Here is a 20878-nt window from a genome sequence, read left to right as displayed (position 1 = left end):
TTCATGTAGTTTTTTCATACGCTTCTATTCCTTCGCTTAATCCAGATAAATCAATAGATTTTATTTTGTCGAAATATTCTGTAAAGTCGTACATTTTATAATCCTTCAGATCCGAAATCTGATTTATTATATCAATGATATAATCTGAATTTTCTTCGGAACTCATGAATAAAGAAAATTTAGCCATAATATTCTCATCCTCTTTTTCCTTATTTTTATTAGGTATTAACAACATGAAGATTTCTTCTATGGGTAAGTTTTTTTCTTCTTTTCCATCTCCTACTTCAGATCCTCTTAATTCAATCTGTTCCTTTCTAATTCTTCCTAATTTCCTAAATATTTTTTTACTGCCACTCCCCTTTAGAAATGGTGCAATCAAATCTAAAAGACTTTTAACACGATTTGAAATGTCATATCGTTTATCTGCGTACGCAAAAATATCGTTAGTTAATGCAGACCCGTCTATATTAAAACTTTCTAGGGCTATTCTATTTGACAATTTTGCAGGATTGCAAATAATGAAATAACTATATTTTAAATGTTCGTCTTCTGAGAGAACTTTATCTCTTAATAGATGAATTGTCGTATCCCATGTGGTTAAATAGCAATCGGTATCCCTATCGTGTTCTAAAGAAACTATCACTTGATTAACATCATTACGAACAGCCATTTCAGATTTGTTCTTTGAATTTGCTAAAAGAATTTTTTCATATGCGACTTTGAATTCAGCATATTTGTCATATTGACTCCAATTAATTATACTAATTTCATAATCTTTAGCTACTTGGCTAAGAAATTGATTTGCATCTTTGAAAAAACGAGAATCATTTGGGTTTGTGTTATCTAGACCAAGACTGTATATAAAATCTTTGAAATCCTCTATATTATCATTGTTGTCAAAAAGATTACTGTGTTTCAAATACTCATAATAATTAAAGAGCGTATTTCTTGTACCTCCCATATCTTTAAAAAAAGGATAACTCTCAAATTGAGAAAAGATTAATGCTTTTTTTATTTCTCCTGCGACTTCACCTAAATAGTTTTGAGTAATGTAGAAACTAATTTTATCGGGATAAGTATCTTTTAGTTTTATTAAACTCTTCATTGAACGATAAAATGGATTATCCCAATCGTTATTGTCAACTCCATAATATGAACAGAGAAGATATACAAATGTTGGAGTATCCAAATAAATATCTTTCTGCTTTTGGTTTAAATACCGCTCTAACTGATTTGATTTATATAAGCTTAAAAAAGATTCACTAGCACTTATCTTGTTGAGATAGTTATTTGAAGAACATAGAGTACTTATTTCTTGAATAAGTTTACAAATATCCTCTTTGTCATCTATAATATTCAAAAGATATTTTTTAAATGATTCAAATACAGCAAGATTTTCAGATTCGTCACTTTGTGTATTGTCATCAATATCATTAGAATAATGGTATTGATACAAGTGCTTAAGTTCATTAAGAATTTCTCCATTATAGTCTATTTGATATTTTGCCAAGATTTCTGCAAAAGAGTCACAAAAATCTTTTTCAGCTTTTCTTGAGTTTGCAAGAATCTCTTTAACATTTCCATATTCTAATTCTGATAGTTGAATAAGATTGTGATTATCTGGAACTTTTATAATTCGTCGATCTGTTTTCAAGTTATTTACAGAGTGTAATATGTCCGGAATATTTTTTCCCAATCTATTCTCAAGTTCATTTTCCAACTCTAAACTGTCGATTGGAGCTTTTTCATACAAGATCGAAATAATAACAGAATCAACCAGACTGTTTTTAATGTCTGAAGAATCTTTGCCATTTGCCAATAAGTCATATAAAGTTTTTGTCGCCTTGTCAATATTCATCTGTTCTGGCTTCAACACCACATCAGAATGGAGAGAATAAATATAGTCAACAACCTCCTTGCAATTCAATTGTGATAAACGTTTTGCCTCATAAATATCTAATTCGATATCGTGTTCGTCAATAGCAAATTTCTTATATTCTTCTATCTTGTCCTCTGAAATTGGAATTGAACAATAAAATTCAAACTTGTTAGAATAGCGATATTGAGATATCATCTTAGAAACCTTCTCAAGATCCTTCTTTAACTTTAGTTCAATTTGTTTCTGAGTTGTGACTTGAACACACTTCTTTATTTCTCTCTTACTCTGAAAGATTTTTATGTCACAGCCACCATCATTTGCACCATCAACATTAATTGCTTCATTATTGTGTAAATATGATGTCTGAAAAGTGCGAACTAGTTCACTAAACTCATCTGGCCTTAATCCTTTTATTGCTTCAAGGATAAAACTTCGTACTGCTTTTTGTTGTGCCATAATATTATTAGTTTTGATTTACCGTAATTTTTAACTGTGGAAATAAAGTCTCATCTTATGTATCACTCACTTTGTTCGTAATAGTATGAGTAATCAATACCTTTCATGAACATTTCTCGGTCATGAATCTTGGTGGTGAGTGCAGGCTGTACTAAAGCCTTGATGTGTGTACTATCAGACACACTCTCGCGCATGGCAGTAAGATATTCGTTCTTGTTTATCTGACTCCAATCCACACACCGCTTGAGAGAACGCTTCAGCATAAGGTCAAGCCAAATGCGAGTGCTACGACCATTACCCTCCATAAAAGGATGAGCTACGTTGCATAAATTCGGCTGCACTCGACCATTAGTGAACGAGTTCACATGGTACTCATTGGCACGAATTTTCATCTCTACATACTTATCCATCATCTCATCAAAAGTAGTTTCGGGCATTCGCTCTATTGTTTGCAGAGTTTCGGGGAAGTGCATACAATTAGCGAAAGTAAAACCTCCTTTGGAAATATTCTTGGTACGTATCTGCCCTGCAAAGTTGTAAAGGCCACCAAAGAGATAAGCGTGAATCTGTTGCAGACACTTAATGCTCCCAGGCTCTGCCGTTTTTAAAAGGTCGCTCTCAAAGAGTTGGTAGGTTTTCTTCTTGCTCTGCCCATCAATGGTGTTGTCGCTGTAGGTAAACCAATCAAGAAAGTCATTAGCACGATTGTTGGGGTAGTTCTTTGCCAACAATACAACATTCTCACTATTAAGAACATCTGCCACGCGTAACTTCCCATCAGGAGCTTCAAACTTGAAGTCGTGAGTGGCACTCACGAGTTCAATGCCTTCTTGTTTTAACTTACGTTTTAACCAACGCCAATAGTTACCAGCTTTAGTATAGTCCGGTTCATTGTTAATAGCACGAACAATATCTGTTGCTGAAAACCACCAACAGTTTTGTTCCTCGTCCCACACCGCCCTAACTTCACAGTCGTTGAAAAAACGAATTGATTTCTTATGTTGTTCTTTCTTCTCTTCCATAAATGGGAATTTAGTTGTCCGTTTTACTATTTTTTATATCCCAATAGCCATTGCGCCGACCGTTTTTGCGTTCAAGAATACCTTGTACAGATAATTTTACGGTCATCGTCTTTACCGTTCGTTCTGATTTTCCGATATGCACAGCTATTTCTTTTTGCGTTGCATTCGGTTTCTCTTTAATAAAGTTGAGTAATGCTAATTCTTCTAAAGTGCAATTCAAAGTGCAAATATTGCACTTTGGGTCATTACCTGTTGCACTTTGACTTTCTGCCGACACGTGCAGGTATCTATTCTTCAATTCATTCTGTTCATCTAATATCAGGTTACGGAAGAACGTCTCAAGATATTGTGTTGTCGCAAAAATCCCTTTAGGCATATTGTTATAGTTGGCACGAACCAGTGCATTGCGAAAGTACCACGAATAGTGAGCAAAGGTTTCGTTGCTGATGTCAAAACCAAATGTGCGCAGATACTTGATAGTGAAGACTGCCGTTGTACGAGTATTACCCTCACCGAAAGGGTGAATTTGCCAAAGATCTGAAATAAATTGAGTAATATGATTCACGGCTTCCATTGTGTCATGGTGTCTATAATTGTATTCCTTTTCACGGGCAAAGTCATAATCCAGCGTCTCACGAATACTATCCGCACCTGCATATAGCACAGTTTCTCCATTCAGTACCCATTCTTTTTTGGTAATATTGTAATCTCTTATCTTACCGGCGTGTTCATAGATGCCTTCAAACAATCGGCGATGAATAGAAATATATTCTAATGGCGAGAATGTAAAACTCTGCTCAGACAGCAATTCGGTGATACGAGCCGATACTTTATCTGCTTCCTCTGTTCTGTCTTCTACGTCCTTACGGGCAGTCTTCGACTCATAATAGCTATTGACAAGCTGCTTTACCTCTCCAATCGTAATATCGCCCTCAATATGTTGACGAGCTGTTTGAAGCAGATAGTCTGAAGTCTTCAGCCCATCAACAGCCTGCAAACCAATAGCAGTCTGCCACGCATAACCTTTCTCTCGTTTATGCGGTTCGCTCTGCCGGATATATTTTTCAAAGTCAGTCATCTTGCTACCTAAATTAAATGTCCCAACATTAATTCTTTACTTTCTTATCCACAAACACAATAAGGTCAATTGGCTCAACTTGCAATATATCGGCTATCTGAGCAATCATATCAAGACTCAGTTGACGGTGGTTGCCCACATAGGCATTGACCATTGCAAAGCTCTTGCCCAATTGCTCTGCTAACCACGTCTGCTTAATACCCTTCTCATTAAGTGCCTCTTTGATTCGATTGTTTGGAGTTTTCATAATTATTCCCTTATCAATTACAAAAATAACAAATATTATTTGATAAACAAAAAATGAGGAGTTTACTCAAACAAAATTGAGGGATTCTCTATAATTTCAAGCAATGACATTTCTACAACCCCGTGTTCCATTTTCTCCATATATTTATGCGAAGATTTATGATGTGTCATAAATATCATTTTTATACGATAAGCTTCATCCATAGATGGGTAAATCTTCTTTAGTTGCATTTTTTCTTTATCCAACCACTCACATCGCTCGTAAACATGAATAAGTTTATATCTATATGTCTTTATTGCACACAAGAACTCATAGGGTGTGCGGCATTCTATAAAGTCTTTTAACTCAATGCCTACTATCACTTTATTTTCATCATTTTTTAGTAATAAATCAAAATCGCCTATATTTTTATCTTCATTTACCAAAACCTCATTTTTCCCAATTTTTACTTCCTTCTTAATATCAGAATTAGGAAGTTCTTTACTCAGGAAAACAAACACTGCTTCATTAAAGGCTTTACCTTTCTTATCATTTACCTTATTTTCAAATGTTGTCATTTCCTTTGATGAACATGATAAGCGACCATTCCTTATCCTTTCGTACAAGACAATGTGTGAACGATATATAGATTTATATGAATAAAGTACATGTCCGTCATATATTATCCAAGGTCGGGTAGCAAGTTCTAATTTTCTATTATGACGAGTGGCATAAGTATCTGAAAAATTAAACTTTTTATCACGCCCTATTTGTTGTGCTAACTCACCATATAGCATAAAATGTTCTTTAAAAGGTTGGTATTTATCTGTACCTATACCATTATTAAAAACATAATCAATAAAGGTTTGCAGCTCAAAATTTGCTATTACTACATTCTCTTCATTTACCAAATCTATAGATTTAGTTATTATATTCTTATAATCGCTATAACTTATTCCATATTCAGCAACAAAGGCTCGTTCAAAGGTCTTATCTTTTATATCTATTTCAAAATCTGGCACATGAATACCCATCTTTATTAGACGCTCCTGCTCATAAAACTGCTCGCGACTAAAGTCTATCATATATTTATTTATATCATCTATGGCTGATAATTTTGCAATTCTACCATATCTCCAATATTTCTATTCCGTCATTATCATCGTGAGTATTATTCAATATATCCATAAACGTACTGAACACTTCCAATTGATGAGCTATAGAGAAGGCATAGTATATTTCATCAACTGATTCCAACTTATTCTCATTAAATGGTTGTCCAAGGACAATCTGTTCAATTATCCATTTACATAGTGCATTAGTTTCCTGATAACCTTGTTCAAAAGTATGCTGTTTTGTCTCATGAATTCCAATATAATCATATATCCTCTTATAATATATGTATCGGCTATTTGTTAAAGCCAGCCAGAATAATTGCCCATGATGCAGTTCCAATAACTTTATCAGTTCTCCTCTTTTTGACAGTTTCTCAAGTAGTGGCCTCAAGAGCTGATTCAAATATGTAATAATATCTTTTACTATTTTCTTTGAATCTTGTATATTATACTTGACCCCTTGGGGGGACCAGTTAAAATGCTCTTGAATGTTAGTTAATACAACATTATTGAAACGTTTACTGATAGTCATGCACTCCTTTAGACCATCGTCAATCACTGCAATTGAACCTTGAGATTCGTCAAACAAAAGATGACCACCAGTTTCTAAAAATACTTGTTTTAAATGATCCATAGTAAAATTTCTACCAGCAAGCCTCTTGTTCATGAACACTTCACATAGCCCTTTAACTATATAATATTCATCAATATTCAAATTATTTATATCAGATAGAGATATGTCTATTCTTAGTTCATTTCTCTTAAAATGAGAAAAATTAAAAGTGCCATTTTCTGTTAAATTAATAAATATGGTTACAGGACACCTTAATACATGGATATTAAACTTTTCTTCTATTATAAATAGCCACATGCCAATGCTCTTTGCTATTTGAGCAGAGATTTGAGCATATTTATTAAAACTATAAAACAGCAACATATCCGCATCACGAAGTTTCACCAATAAATAGCTACCGTCATTCTTACTCCGGGAATTTATATAAAATGGTACTTCATCAGCAAAATCTGCTAAATGCTTCACAGTTTCAAGCTTACTGCAAATATATTCCACATGTTCATCCTTTTCCCATAAGAACTTATATATGTCGTAAAGTAATGGATTACCAGAGATAGTTAATCCTGTTGGAATTGCTATATCATCATCTACATAAAATGTCATCTCATGTTTATAATAAAAGCCAAAAATCTCAAAATCATTATTTATCGGTGCAAATCTTATCTTTCTTTTATCCTCTAGAAACCAGTAAAGATTATACAATCCTTTATTTAAAAGCTCTACTATCCATCCAAGTTGATCGACAGAGAACACTAATCCGATAGCTGCAATTGTTGAGCAGAACGATCCAAATACCTTTGGTCCACAAAAAACGATAATATTAAGGACTTTACTTACATTGCTTATAGATTTTATTTGGGACTCATTATTGATAAGGCATTCTATGATTCGAGACGAAAGTTCATCAGTAACCCTCTCGGTCTCAAACATTTTGTCTAACTCTATTCTATCAGGAATATTCGTAACAAAGGTAAAGCTGGCGTATTTATCTATATCCAACCTATAAACAATATTCTCTACATCAGAATATTGTTTTATACCCTGGAGTTCTTCACAATTGTCAAGCTTTATGGCAATTTCTTCCAAACATATTCTACCATAAGCATCTTCAAAATTTTCTTTACCCACGTTATTAACTAATGACTTAAAGAAAAAAGAATGCGCACAGAGTAACAAAGCATAAGGAGATAGTACTAAATAGCCTGTTTGGGTTTTGTAAAGAGGATACCATTCCAGTGGTCCACTTAATTGATTTTTATATATACTCAAATCTGAAAAAGGCTTATCCTTTTCATAAACCATTATTTCCAAACTTTTATCATCTAAATTATAACCTTTTAGAATTTTTAAAATATCACGGTCTGAAAATAACAAAGGATTATTCTTTAGTTCTTTGTTATTAGGAAAAATAAAATATTCATTGCATAATTCACCTAATTCATATCGCCCGTACCCAAATCTTTCACATATTATATCCGAGATATCTAGCATAACGCGCCCTATTCTCATTAACTTATCATTCACCTCATATTTTCTGGCTATCATGTCCATTCTGCGAATAGCATATTGCTCACCTTCGCTCATCAAGGCATATACACTATAAGATCTGTCCTCTGTTATACACTGATCTATACACAGATTAGCTTGAACTTCATCTGTTACACCTTTTGGTATAAGCTCATAAAATTCTTTCTTTAAAAATGTAACATCAATAGGCATATCGCCATTGCTGTTTTCTAATATATATCGTTGAATAATTGCAAGATTGTATTTCCATGCAGAGTTTTCCTTCATCCCCATCATGTATGATATACATGATAAAGCCTGCTGTTTGTCGTATTTATCTAAAAAACTTAATTCTTTCATTTACAAAAATAAATCACATATATTATGCTAAATTACAAATATCTTAGATGCTTTTCAAACAAATCTTTAACAAGTTGAGCACTACCATGTAACTTTCCCTTTCTTGCTAAGTACTGCCTTTATACGATTGTTTGGAGTTTTCATATCAATTTGCTTATGATTTACAAAAATAACAAATTTAATTTGATATACGATATAAAAGAGGATTTATTTCCCCTCTTTTATATCGTATGCCTTTTATTTGATTAATCAACTATTTTTCTTTGCATCAGACTATCTGCTTTCTGCTTTAATCCTAATTCATAACCATCTATTTGCTTCTTAATATTTTTGATTGCAGTTTTGTTCCGATGAATGTCAAACACATCGTTAAGCCATAGGATTTCCTTAGGGCTACAACCTCGCCATACTCTGATGATACGAAATTTCAAGGCATCGTCTTTGTATTGCTGTTTGCTTTGCCATAGGAAGTAATTGCCGACCAAAGAAATAAAACATACGGCAGTTGTCACAGCCATATAAGTAAAAACTTTCGAGGACTTGATGTCAAAACTGTGTCTGTGAATCTGTTCTTGAGGTTGTGGATGTTCTTTCTGCTCCTGCCATTCGTGTAACATAGTCAAGACACTTGCCACCAACTTAACAATGGATTTGGCTTCCTCGTCCTTGATGCGCACTTGTACACCAATATACTTGTTAATCACTTCTTTAGTTCGCTGTTCATACTGATTGAGCAAATCCTGGCCCTTCTGTTCGTCACTTTGTACGGTTGTAGATGTAGCAGGGAGAGAAACAGAACTGTTCTCCTTTTCTTTCAACTCCTTTAGCTCCCTGTAAATTGTCTCCAGTTTGTTCTTGATTTCCTCAAAGAGGACAAATGTATTATTATTAGCCATAGTTATAAATGTATTTTACGTTTTTTCTTTTTCTTCTTTTTATCGAGTGTGTTGTAAACCTCTGCAGGGACAGTACCATGAGTTTGAAACAAATCCAATCCTCCTTCTATGAGGTTGTTGGTAATTTCGCTCGTAACACTTGCAACATTGGATATGAGATTTATCATTCCTTGTGTCTGCTGTTCGTGTTCCCTGTTATTCTGTTGCAGGGCAAAGTCTATCTTGGAATAACTGAACCCCATATCCACTTTAGAGCCATTGAAATGATAACCGTTCTTTTCAAAGATGATACCCTGCATCTCCTGTGAGTTGCTTTTGAACTTAAAGCGGACATCAATATCTTGCTTTTTCAAGTGAGCAAGAAGGTCTTTCCAATTCCTGCACTGACCAATCTCTACTTTCAACGCCTGATAGATTTCATACTTGGTCTTGTCAGGTTCTTTCAGACGGTATTCCTTGACGTTCTCCTTGCTACCAGCGAAGTACAAACCATATTTGGCGGTCAGTTCCTTGCAGATCTTCTCACTTCTGAATCTATCGTTACGGTCAGAGATAGTCTTGCCGTTGTTATCTATTCGGTTGAAAGCGATATGAATGTGCGGATGTTCCTTGTCGAAGTGGCGACCGATAATGTACTGTGTATCTTTTATCCCCATCTTCTCCATATACTCACGAGCCATTTGTACCATGAACTCGTTGCTTAATCTGGAAGAATCCTGCACAGAGAAACTCAGAGAGATATGTCCGACAACTTTTCTCACTCTTGGATTCAGTTCCGTTTGGTCAATAAAGCTCTGAACAATATGGTTGATACTGTCTGTCCTCACTCCAGAACTATCAATGAGTTCTGTTCCTTTCTTCGGGTCAAGGATGTAATTAATAACACCCTTGAAGCCCGAACCTTTCATAATTTTGGCTATCATCTTCGTATCAGATTTAATATTTCATCTATCTTGCTAATGATGATTTTATGGAAAGGAGCAATGGTATGAAATCCTTCTGCATTGGCACGATGTGCCAACTGATTGAGATTATTTGCCATGCCGCACAGCTTGCGGATGAAGTCTGCTTGCTCTACGGTCAGTCGTTCAATGACATTTCCTTTATCAAGAACTTTCCTTACAAACTCACTCATGGTTACTCCTGCGCCTTTGGCTTTGCCTTTGAGCGTATAGTAATCCTGCGTATTCAGTTTCACCGTGATGCGGTATTTTTTCTTTTCGGCTACGCCCTTGGTTGGACGACCACCTTTTTTATATTCTGTTTTTATCATACTTGTTTCTTTTATTTGATTTAATGGAGACCAGCGGGATAATCCTCTGCAACGACTGTCAGGAGGTGGAGCAAGTGGTTTTGGTATGCCCAAAACATAAACTTGCTCCCCGAAAAACAGATTATGCAAAGCAAATCCTACAATCATAGCTTAATCCCTTTGATTTTCTTATTTTTTGCTTTCTCTGAATGCTTGAATTCAGCACATAAATACTCATTTAGGTCTTTATAATTCTGGAAGACATAAGAGCAGTCTTGAACATCAAAACCGTCTCTTTTGAGTTGTTCTAAAGTTCGCTTTCCTCCTTCATCATTATCTAAATATGAATAGACGAACTTGTGCTTTGAAAGGAAAGATCTTGACTTTTTGATATTATTAATCGAGTTAAGTATCAGTGCAGCTTTCTTCTCTTCATCTGGACTCATCGTAAGCAGACTAAGATAATCTATAAAACCTTCAAACAGATTGATTTGTTCCGAAGGACTGGGAACATACGAGATATCGGAAGGAGGCAAACACCCTTTGAAGTATGGATTGCGCAACGCATACCCATAAGAATTGTTTGGAAATCCTATTGCGTAAAAACTCCTATCACCAATTCTATAATGGATTTCCCTACAATATTTTTTCGCAATGTTCAGATTGATTCCTCTATGTGTGAAATATTCTATGAGATTCGGATGACATAAGTTGGTAGAGCCGATAATCTCTATACGTGATTGGCTTGGAGAATTTGTTTTGCTATTAGCTATGGATAATTTAGGCAGGATATTTTGTTTGCCATTAAACAACTCTATAGCTTGTATTAAACTGCAATTATGTAATTTCATAACTAAATCTATAAGACTTCCACCTTCATCAAGTGCAAAGTCATACCATAGATTTTGATTATAATCAACTTTGAAACTTGGAGTATGTTCATTTCGGAATGGACTTTTATACATTCCGTAATAGCCATAATTCTTTATAGGGTATATAGACATACTACCTAAGTAATCTTTAATTGATATTACTTTAATTTCATTTATTGTCATACTTGTAACTTTTAAGTTTAGTACTTACTACAATGTGATATTCTTGTAAGTCATTGGCAATGAAAGAAAAATATGTAGTACTAACTATCTTTGTAGTAATCATTGCACATGTATATGGTAGGTTGGTAGTAATGAGGTAGTAATACCTTATATCATTATTTACTACGGTCTAACCTTTTTTCTTTCAATGCTTTATCTCTCTTTGTAGTAAAGTAGTATTAATAATTAGTATTGTAACTTTGAATAAAGGGATTTGGAACAATCTTGCGTATATGATAAACATACATTGGATTACCACCTATCCTTTTGGATTTTCGCAAGAAACCAGCCTTTTTCAAGGCTTCTCCCATTCTCCTTTCACTTAGGTTAAGCGTTGTGTATCCACGCAAATAGTTTAGGATTTCAGAAGTGGTCATATAACTCTCTTCGGTTGCTGCTGGCTTTTCCATGCCTTTAAGAAGCATTTCATACTCAACAGTCTGCACTTGAAACCCTTCGCTCTCTTGATGCAGTTCGGCTATTTCCTCTTCATTGAACCAATAATGATAGTCAACTCTCCACAATTCAACTACCTCGGAGTACACCTTGTTGATATCAATCTCTTTAGCTGCGTCAATATCAATATGTTCAACTTCAAAAGGCAGGAAGCGACGACTTCCTGTCGGATCTGTTAGAAAATCATTACCATTAACAGATGCCATAAAGCTTGCCAGATGTGGATACTCTTCGATGTAAGTGTCGTATGGTCTACGATATTTTACTCTTGGTGTCGTTATCAGATTCTTCAATTCATTCTCATCCCTTTTATTGAGTGCTTTTAGCTGGTCGTCAATATTGATAAAAAGATATTCCGCAATCAGTGTTTGTACATCTTTTCCTTGTGGGTCAATCTTTCCTGTGAAAAGATAACTCTTCAGTTCTTCTGGACAGAGTAAATCAAGGAAAGTTGTTTTGAATTTTCCTTGTTCACCTGTAAGAACTAAACATGTATGATTACGACACTGTAAATCATCCATAGCATTGGCTACGACTGCAACAAGCCATTTTACAAAATAATGCTGCCATTTATCGGGATTTCTCACCACAACACAATTTGCCAACCTTATGATTTCAGATTTATCTTCACCTTTAGGCTTTGGAAGATTCAACAAATACTCACGAATCGGGTTAACTTTATTGCAAAAGTCGCTCTCCAATATTGCTCGAATATTATCTGCTGGAGTATATATTCCCAAAGTCCCATCTACCAGCCGACGCATAGAATTAATATCATATTTAGTAAGAGGACGGAATGAAGTATTAGAATCTTGTTCTCGAAACTCTGTTCTACTTTTAACTGTATTAAAGCGAAAAGCATAATGTTCTTTCAAGAATTGCTCTATGCGTTCATTCTTAGATTGCTTGGCTCGCCCTTCAGTTCTTTCCTTTTCCATAATGCATATATTTATAAAAGGGAAGAATCAGAATGTTTCTCAGAAATAAAAGCTTTTGCCTCCCCGTTGATTTCGTCAACAGTCTTTTTCTTACCTCCTTCAATCCATGCCAACAACTCATCTTCAAAAAAATAGAGATGCTTACCATTTTTATAACAAGGTAGTAAGCGTTTACGTACTAAGGTGTAAACTGTGGGCTTGGCTTTCCCTATTAGTTTACACGCATCATCTATTCCAATAGGAATACGTTTGGGAGGGGCAACTGGTGTTTGTCCTTTACATACTAAATTCTTGATTTCAGCAACTTCGCTGACTAAGTGAGCAACTGCCTTTGGCAAGTTCTCAAAAGTGATTTCATTTTGTACCATAATACTTGTTTTTGATTTTTACGGTGCAAATGAAAAAAGTGTTTCCTCTGTGTCCTAAGACACTGAAGAAACACTATAAAAACACAATAGGTTTGAGTGTTATTCTGTTATTTGGTGGTCTGAAAGGCTTTGTACAATAGGTATAGTGCCTTTCTTCTCATCATCACGGAGGTGACTTTTTATGCTTCCAACTTCTACATCTTTGAATGTGGTGGCAAAAACCTGCTTAAGAAACTGCGAAATTTCATCTTGTTTGCCAACTCTAAAATGGTTCCATATATTCCAACCAAAATGAAACAGGTCTAAGGCAACTAAACCTTTGATATTAATTGGTTCAACGTGTGATAAGGGAAGTTTAGCGGAGTACAACTCTATATATTCACAAAGCTTGAGCAAATATTTGTTAGAAACATAAGGTGCGAACTATAGTTGAGTATATTTAATAGCTATAGCTTTGTTTTGCTCTTTATAAACTAATTATTTTCATAAGAATGAAACTAGAGTTTCAATATAATGAAACTGGAGTTTCATACTGATGAAATTAGAGTTCCAAACTGTTGAAACTTTCGCTTAATACTGAGAAGATGTTTTATTTTATACACGCTTGTAGGTACGCATAAGTGTAGGGTATTGTTCTTCATAGCTGTCGAACTCAATTGAAGAACCGTCGTAGCCCATATCTGTGAAGATATCTCTTATCTCCTTTTGCTCACTTTCTGTCAGTACACGCTCCTTTCGTTTAATCCGATAATAGGCTGTGCGGCCAAAGGTGTAGATGAGATTTTGTCGGATATCACTTAAATCAGCCACCCGCACATTGTCATATATTCGTGATATTCCCCATGCAAAACGTTCCTTGTTGTTAGGGTCGAAGAACGGACAAGGCTTCTTATCCGCAATCACATTCGTGTTCACCATCATATACTGCTCCCGTCCACCCATTTCGAGCATCTTGTAGGCGGTGTGGTGTAAGCATTGGCTGGCTTTCTCGCAGTGAGTTCCAGCACAGTGCGCATAGTCGTAGGGTAATTGGTTGTATTCTTCAAGGGTCATGAGGGAGTTGGTTAGGTATGTCGGTTTTGTTCCTTTCGGTGTGAAGCTATTAGTAGAGTAATGGAAAAATAATAAGTGTTTCCACTTCGCCAATATGCAGTGGAAACACTTATTAATCACAAATGAGAATCAAATTTCATCTCCTATCCATTTATACTTTCTAATGAGTTCTTCTTTCTTTGTTTCGAAGTTTCGTTTATCTTTGTTGATAACAAACTTCAATAACCTGCCAGCGGCTTGTCCTGCAGCCGTTTCATCCTTATACATCTCGTAGAGTGCTATTAAAGGCGTTCCTTCCCAGTAGAAATTAGCACCTCCCATGAAATCTCGCATAGAGAACCATTTGTTGCGATTGTTATTACACCAGCAATAAACTGCTCCTTGTAAGAAACTGTGTATTGCATTTTTTTCTTCTTCGGAAAGACCATTTACGCTTCTGACCGCTCCTGCTTCTTCTGGATTAGTAAACATGATTTATATATTAAAGATTAGAAAAAATGAGGAATAGACAAGATATGCTTATCTATCCCTCGTATATACCTATTCTTTACTTCACTTCCTCAAAATCTGCGTCTTGAATTGTTTCGTCCTGCTTTGGCTGCTCTTGCTGTGCCTGCTGACCTGCATCTGCGCCTGGCTGTGCACCTGCACCTTGATACATTTGTTGGCTGGCTGCCTGCATAACAGTGTTGAGGTTGTTGATAGCTGTGTCAATGGCTGCAACGTCAGCTGACTTGTGAGCATCCTTGAGCTGCTGGAGAGCAGACTCGATGCCTGACTTCTGGTCGGCTGGGACCTTGTCACCATTGTCCTTCAAGAAGTTCTCGGTGGTGAAGATCATTGAGTCAGCTTGGTTCAGCTTGTCAATCTTCTCACGTTCTGCCTTATCAGCTGCAGCGTTTTGCTCAGCCTCAGCCTTCATACGGTTGATTTCCTCCTCGCTCAGACCGCTTGAAGCCTCGATGCGGATGCTTTGCTCCTTACCTGTTGCCTTGTCCTTAGCAGATACGTTAAGGATACCGTTGGCATCGATGTCGAATGTTACCTCAATCTGTGGAACACCACGGCGAGCTGGAGCAATACCTGTCAAGTTGAACTGACCGATAGACTTGTTCTGTGCTGCCATCGGACGCTCACCCTGCAGAACGTGGATAGTAACCTCTGTCTGGTTATCAGCTGCGGTAGAGAATACCTCGCTCTTCTTACAAGGGATAGTAGAGTTAGCATCGATAAGCTTTGTCATCACACCACCCATTGTCTCAATACCGAGGGTCAATGGAGTTACGTCGAGCAATACGATGTCACCAACACCACTCTCCTTATTAAGGATAGCACCCTGAATAGCTGCACCAACAGCAACCACCTCGTCTGGGTTTACACCCTTTGAAGGCTCCTTACCAAAGTAGTTCTTAACCAATGTCTGCACTGCAGGAATACGGCTTGAACCACCTACGAGGATAACCTCATCGATATCTGATGTCTGCAACTTAGCGTCGCGGATAGCATTCTGGCATGGAACGAGACAAGCCTGGATAAGGCTATGTGCCAACTGCTCAAACTGTGAGCGAGTCAAAGTCTTTACCAAGTGTTTTGGAACACCGCCCTCAGCTGTGATGTAAGGCAAGTTAATCTCAGTAGAAGAAGAGCTTGACAACTCAATCTTAGCCTTCTCAGCAGCCTCCTTCAGACGTTGCATTGCCATTGGGTCCTTTGTGAGGTCAACACCCTCTTCAGACTTAAAGCCATTAACTAACCAATCGATGATTACTTGATCGAAGTCATCACCACCAAGGTGAGTATCACCATTTGTAGAGAGCACCTCGAATACACCGCCACCGAACTCAAGGATTGAGATATCGAACGTACCACCACCAAGGTCGAATACGGCAATCTTCATATCCTTATTAGCCTTATCAACACCATAAGCAAGTGCTGCAGCAGTAGGCTCGTTCACAATACGCTGTACGTTAAGACCTGCAATCTGACCAGCCTCCTTAGTAGCCTGACGCTGTGAGTCAGAGAAGTAAGCAGGTACAGTGATAACTGCATCAGTTACTTCTTGGCCGAGGTAATCCTCAGCAGTCTTCTTCATCTTCTGCAGAATCATTGCAGAAATCTCCTGTGGAGTATATTTGCGGTCGTCAATCTGTACACGTGGATAGCCACCTTCATTAACAACCTTGAATGGAACACGCTCAGCCTCTTTCTTACACTGGTCGTAGGTCTCACCCATGAAACGCTTAATAGAGTAGATGGTCTTCTCTGGGTTTGTGATAGCCTGACGCTTAGCAGGGTCACCTACCTTACGCTCGCCACCCTCAACGAAGCCTACAACAGAAGGTGTTGTACGCTTACCTTCGCTGTTAGCAATTACTACTGGCTCGTTACCTTCAAATACAGCAACACAGCTGTTAGTTGTTCCTAAGTCAATTCCAATAATCTTTCCCATAATTGTATATTCTTTTATTATTATTATTCGTAATTCATTTCTTGACATCTGTCTGCCGCAACAGCATCAGACCTTACCGCCTGCTGCTATCGCCGACAGCATTGTTCGCCAATAATTAGACAAATGATGTGCCAACGGAAAGAAACTGCCAGAATGGCAGAAAGCAAACTCTCTTCACATTCATTCATTAGATGTACTCGTCCAACAAGATTAACTAAAGGGCTTATCAACAAAGAATAAACAAACAGTGCCAACACTCCAAAAGAAGAGCATTGGCACTGTCAATATCAGTAGAGGTCTGACAACCTTACTTCACACTGAAAGTCGTCACTTTCATATCATTCTTTTCATTCCGTTTATCAGGATCACCCAAAGAGATGCCATACTCACCTGGCTTCAGGTTCTCTATAACAATATAGTATGAACTCTTACCATACTTCTTTGCTTGGAAAGTAATCTGTCCAAGAGAGTTTGTTTTAGTTGCAGACAGCGTTCCAGCTTCAGCCAATTGTGCTCTACGTTCCTTACCCTTTACCTCAAATGGGAAGATATTAATAAAGGACTCTGGGTCGGTTGAATTATTCGCAGCCTTAATAATAAGGCGAACTTCCTTACCAGCAGGTACTGTTACAGATGAAGTAGGACCACTCAAAGTAATACGTGTCTTTATCTTTCCAATACCAACAAGATACAACGATGCACCCGCTTTTGTCTTAACAACGCCAGATTCACGTGGCAATTTCACATACTCTGTGTTAGAAGTAAGCAAGTAAGTTTGATCTGCAAACTCTGGTTCTGGAACAGAAACTTTCTGCGCAAAAGATGTTGTCATACCTAACAACATGAACAAAATTGTAACAATAGACTTTCTCATACAAATATGTTTTAATTGGTCATCAAAATTAAAAATTATATTCGATAAAAGTAGAGTCATATCTTAAAATTATCATAATTTAACGCTAACGGTGCGATCACGTAGATGGTCGCTATTACTATAAAGTCTTCTAATTCATTATAATCGTCATGGAATTAAGGCTTAACAATTAATATAAACGATGGTATTACGGAATAATTAATAATCTGAATCAATCCTTATGAAAGCCTCATGATACATTTCCTAACCAACTCCCGTTAGGCGCCCCCCTCTCTGCAGGAGAGGGGCTGAGGGTGAGGCTGTTGGGCGTACCGTTTTACCCAGCCACTGGTCCACCCTCTTCTTTATTCTCCTTTTCCGTCTTTCCTTTCTCCTCCTTTTTCTTTTCCTTATCTTCTTTCCACTCTTCCCAGTAGATAGAATCAGACACTAGCGAACGAGTGGCAACTTTATTGCTTTGTGTGCGCGATGTTTCAGGAATGAAGCGGACACGGACGTTCTTTATCTGCTTTGCCGTCACTTCTTCCGGCTTCGCAATGCCCTTGTCGGCGTTGATGGTGTAGTAAAACGTACCAACACCCTCCAGTTTCACAGTGCGACCTTCCGCCATAAAAGATGCCATCACTTCGCCTAAGTCTTTCAACACAGCATACGTGTCACCACGACTCACCGTCGAAATCAATGCCAATCGGTCAGCCACTTGGTCCGTCGTTACGGGCTTCCCTACAACTACTACCTGCGGATACCACAGACCTGTAATTTTCTTCTTCACTTTCTTGAAAAAAGCCATAGTCTCAAACTTTTAAAGATTAATAAATAAATTTATTGTAAATCGCATGTAAATTATTTTCAAGCAACAGTCTATCTCGGTCCGTTACAGAGGGTACCTCGGTCCTATACTGAGGTACCCTTAGTCCTATACCGAGGGTGTCTCTGTCCTATACCGAGATACCCTATCCTATAATACGTTGATTATCAACTAGTTACAAGAGGCCTATTTCACCCCTTTTTGTCATATTTTTTCGCATTAATTCTTACCTTTTAGAGGGCGACACCTGTAAAAGGGCAATCGCAAGGACTATTCGAATGTTGGCTCGACCCTGAACCCGTTGTCGCGGCCGTTGTAGCTGATCACGTTGACGGTACCATTTTCGAAGTCCAGGGTGAACGCGCTAAACTTGTTCCGAGGGTTAGCAGTTGACGACCAATAGTAGCCGCGGCTGCCAACTCTCTGCAGCTTACCAACGAAACCGTAGCAACCCAAGGCGGGCAGGTAGAAGTATTTGTTTGCATCGGCTGCGGAAGGAAGAGTATTAGATGCGGACCAGTTGTTATCGTTTTCATTTGTACGCCAATCAGTGCCGTCGACAGATTTCTCGGTGTCGTAATGATGCTCGGCTTGTAATACGGACTTCTTCTTAAACCACATGCCGCCTTTATATAAATGACCCATAGTAGTCCATAATTCGTCTGCGTCCCAACGAGGATCGCCCTTGCCAGCGTACCATGTCATCTCGTTCACGTTTGGAAGGTCTTTGCATGAGTGGATGGCGGGGTTGCTTATGCCGTTACCTGGGTAACTTGTGTTGTACCAACGATTGTTAGGGTCGCTACTACTCTTGGGGTAGTTGCTGGAACTTGTTGCGCCTGGAAGACTATAAATGAGGGTTGGCTGGCCTACGCCTGCTGGCAAGTTCTTTGTCCATTCGTAACCATACCAATATTGATTCTGAGCATCCCACATGTAGTATTTATCGCCGTCATAATTACGTACGTTAAGGTTAGCTGTCATATCGTAGTAGGTGTTAGAAGCATAAGCAGTAGCAGGAAGAGTCTTCGTAATAGTACCCTCTACGTTGGTTGCTACGTCTTTTACCCAATAACGTACCTTTAAGGTATGAGTGCCTGGCTTTATTACCATGTAAGCACCATTGGTGGTTACGTCAGCTGTGTTGCTGGTCAGTGGGAAGCCGTTGTTGTAAGCGCTGCCTGATGTTGGGTCTTTTGTTTCTAAAACAATCTTCTTGCCACCTGTAACCGCTGAAGCATCCAGATTATCCGTGCTTGTGTTGACAGTATAAGTCTCTGCAATATCGTTATCAGAAGTTACCTCTACCCCAGTCAAGTAACAGTTATGCAGAATTGTGTTACTTGTATAAGGCTGGAAGACAAGGTAAGCTGCTTGATGCTCTAATTCAAAAGCAAATTGTTGTTTGTTTGGCACCTTGGTTGCCGTAGCTGTACCATAGTCGCCTGCTGTGCTGAAGTGCTCTGTATTATCAGGCTTTGTTTGTGTTTGGGTGGTAGAGATCGTTACTTGACTGCCGCTACTATTCTTGCCCAAGTAATAAACCTTATAGCTATTTCCTGTAAACTTGCCCGGTACTTTATACTTAAAAGAAGCTACCTTGCTGGTTGGGGCATTGCTGCTCTTCTGTAATGTGCCGTCATCGTCCTTTACATAGATATAATCGCCTGCTTCCCAATAAAAGTCACTACTGTTATAATTCAATGAGGTGCGGGTCTTTGTCTCGTCACCTGCTACGAAAGTTGTTAGGTTCTTGTCGTTACCCTCATTGGGGTTGGTTGGGTTCTGTGCTACATCCTCGTTAGCGCAGGATGTAAAAGCCAAGGCTATGCCTAATACAACAGCCAAGGACTTTAGTTGTGATGTGAATGAATGTTGCTTCATTGTTTTCTTCATTGTTACTTTGTTCTCTTTGTTAATAACTCTCTGTTAGTCTTCCCATGAAGATGTGGTTTCATCTTCTAAGTCTTCATCATTCCATTGACTTGCCTTAGCAGCAGCTGGACCAGTAGCCTTGTGAGCCTTCTTATGCTGGCTCGGGAAAGACGTTTGCATTAAATTAGTGGCTTCATTTACCTGAATTATCATACACTCTGGTGCAGAATAATCCCTCTTAGTCTGTTCTTTTCTCATAACTTTCTTGATTAAAATAGCTGTTATTTCGTTCTTATTTTGCTTAAAACGGAGTTCACAAAAGGGCATAAAAAAGCAAACAAAGGAAACTCCTAGAAGTCCTTTGTTTACAGGGGTTACGGCACGCTTCGCGCGCGCGTATGCGAGAAGAAAAAATGTGTTATTGTACGCTAGGTGCGCATATTGTGTGTGTGTGTGTGTGTGTGTGTGTGTTAGCAAATTATTTGGATTGACCAAAGATAAAGTGCAAAAAGATGCAAAGAATTCGATAATTCTTTGCAGTACTTCATTCACTTGATATGTCATTGCTAATTCTTTCACGGCGGCAAAGGTAAGAAGAA

At 37.7% G+C, this 20878-nt stretch carries 19 protein-coding genes and 1 pseudogene; all 20 read right to left on the bottom strand.

The window, feature by feature from the left end; all coding sequences use genetic code 11:
- Position 1: 1 nt before the first annotated feature.
- On the bottom strand, positions 2-2335 hold the full coding sequence (locus HMPREF9969_RS09930; protein WP_009435683.1) for a hypothetical protein: 2334 nt from the start codon (positions 2333-2335) through the stop codon (positions 2-4).
- Positions 2336-2397: 62 nt separating this feature from the next.
- Positions 2398-3357 (bottom strand): Fic family protein, encoded by a 960-nt coding sequence (locus HMPREF9969_RS09925; protein WP_009435735.1) that lies wholly within the window; start codon positions 3355-3357, stop codon positions 2398-2400.
- Positions 3358-3367: 10 nt separating this feature from the next.
- Positions 3368-4435 (bottom strand): Fic family protein, encoded by a 1068-nt coding sequence (locus HMPREF9969_RS09920; RefSeq protein ID WP_009435693.1) that lies wholly within the window; start codon positions 4433-4435, stop codon positions 3368-3370.
- A gap of 28 nt (positions 4436-4463) precedes the next feature.
- Positions 4464-4682 carry a helix-turn-helix domain-containing protein gene (locus HMPREF9969_RS09915; RefSeq protein WP_009435717.1) on the bottom strand — a complete coding sequence of 73 codons (219 nt, stop codon included), beginning with the start codon at positions 4680-4682 and terminating at the stop codon, positions 4464-4466.
- Between the two features lie 62 nt (positions 4683-4744).
- Complete coding sequence (locus HMPREF9969_RS09910) at positions 4745-5746, bottom strand: hypothetical protein (protein WP_009435732.1); 1002 nt, start codon at positions 5744-5746, stop codon at positions 4745-4747.
- A 40-nt stretch (positions 5747-5786) separates the two neighbouring features.
- Positions 5787-8216, bottom strand: a complete 2430-nt coding sequence (locus tag HMPREF9969_RS09905; RefSeq protein WP_009435701.1) for a hypothetical protein — start codon at positions 8214-8216, stop codon at positions 5787-5789.
- Positions 8217-8461: 245 nt separating this feature from the next.
- Positions 8462-9112: a hypothetical protein gene (locus HMPREF9969_RS09900; protein ID WP_009435720.1), complete on the bottom strand. Its 651-nt coding sequence runs from the start codon at positions 9110-9112 to the stop codon at positions 8462-8464.
- Between the two features lie 2 nt (positions 9113-9114).
- Positions 9115-10035, bottom strand: coding sequence for a relaxase/mobilization nuclease domain-containing protein (locus HMPREF9969_RS09895; RefSeq protein ID WP_009435723.1), 921 nt, complete (start codon positions 10033-10035; stop codon positions 9115-9117).
- Positions 10032-10385, bottom strand: coding sequence for a plasmid mobilization protein (locus HMPREF9969_RS09890; protein WP_009435726.1), 354 nt, complete (start codon positions 10383-10385; stop codon positions 10032-10034). The genes HMPREF9969_RS09895 and HMPREF9969_RS09890 overlap by 4 nt, the downstream gene beginning before the upstream one ends.
- A 143-nt stretch (positions 10386-10528) precedes the next feature.
- Positions 10529-11419, bottom strand: a complete 891-nt coding sequence (locus HMPREF9969_RS09885; protein ID WP_009435678.1) for a toprim domain-containing protein — start codon at positions 11417-11419, stop codon at positions 10529-10531.
- A 218-nt stretch (positions 11420-11637) separates the two neighbouring features.
- Positions 11638-12852 carry a VapE domain-containing protein gene (locus HMPREF9969_RS09880; protein WP_009435738.1) on the bottom strand — a complete coding sequence of 405 codons (1215 nt, stop codon included), beginning with the start codon at positions 12850-12852 and terminating at the stop codon, positions 11638-11640.
- 11 nt (positions 12853-12863) lie between these two features.
- Positions 12864-13220 (bottom strand): helix-turn-helix domain-containing protein, encoded by a 357-nt coding sequence (locus tag HMPREF9969_RS09875; protein WP_009435684.1) that lies wholly within the window; start codon positions 13218-13220, stop codon positions 12864-12866.
- Between the two features lie 99 nt (positions 13221-13319).
- A pseudogene (locus HMPREF9969_RS13310) lies at positions 13320-13685 on the bottom strand (mobilization protein); the annotation flags it as partial.
- 129 nt (positions 13686-13814) lie between these two features.
- Positions 13815-14273 (bottom strand): DUF6078 family protein, encoded by a 459-nt coding sequence (locus HMPREF9969_RS09865; protein WP_036895647.1) that lies wholly within the window; start codon positions 14271-14273, stop codon positions 13815-13817.
- 129 nt (positions 14274-14402) lie between these two features.
- Complete coding sequence (locus HMPREF9969_RS09860) at positions 14403-14744, bottom strand: hypothetical protein (protein WP_036895646.1); 342 nt, start codon at positions 14742-14744, stop codon at positions 14403-14405.
- A gap of 76 nt (positions 14745-14820) precedes the next feature.
- Entirely contained in the window at positions 14821-16722 is a 1902-nt protein-coding gene (dnaK, locus tag HMPREF9969_RS09855; protein WP_009435695.1) for a molecular chaperone DnaK, read from the bottom strand.
- A gap of 307 nt (positions 16723-17029) precedes the next feature.
- Positions 17030-17596 carry a hypothetical protein gene (locus tag HMPREF9969_RS09850; protein ID WP_009435705.1) on the bottom strand — a complete coding sequence of 189 codons (567 nt, stop codon included), beginning with the start codon at positions 17594-17596 and terminating at the stop codon, positions 17030-17032.
- 316 nt (positions 17597-17912) lie between these two features.
- On the bottom strand, positions 17913-18386 hold the full coding sequence (locus HMPREF9969_RS09845; RefSeq protein ID WP_009435690.1) for an HU family DNA-binding protein: 474 nt from the start codon (positions 18384-18386) through the stop codon (positions 17913-17915).
- A gap of 288 nt (positions 18387-18674) precedes the next feature.
- Positions 18675-20300, bottom strand: coding sequence for a hypothetical protein (locus tag HMPREF9969_RS09840; protein WP_009435687.1), 1626 nt, complete (start codon positions 20298-20300; stop codon positions 18675-18677).
- Positions 20301-20333: 33 nt separating this feature from the next.
- Positions 20334-20537 (bottom strand): hypothetical protein, encoded by a 204-nt coding sequence (locus HMPREF9969_RS13070; protein ID WP_232212669.1) that lies wholly within the window; start codon positions 20535-20537, stop codon positions 20334-20336.
- Between the last annotated feature and the right edge of the window lie 341 nt (positions 20538-20878).

It is taken from the genome of Prevotella sp. oral taxon 306 str. F0472, from assembly GCF_000257925.1.
In the GTDB taxonomy this organism is placed as follows: Bacteria; Bacteroidota; Bacteroidia; order Bacteroidales; family Bacteroidaceae; genus Prevotella; species Prevotella vespertina.
Note: the sequence above shows the minus strand (reverse complement) of the source record. Positions and strands in the feature narration are given on the sequence as shown.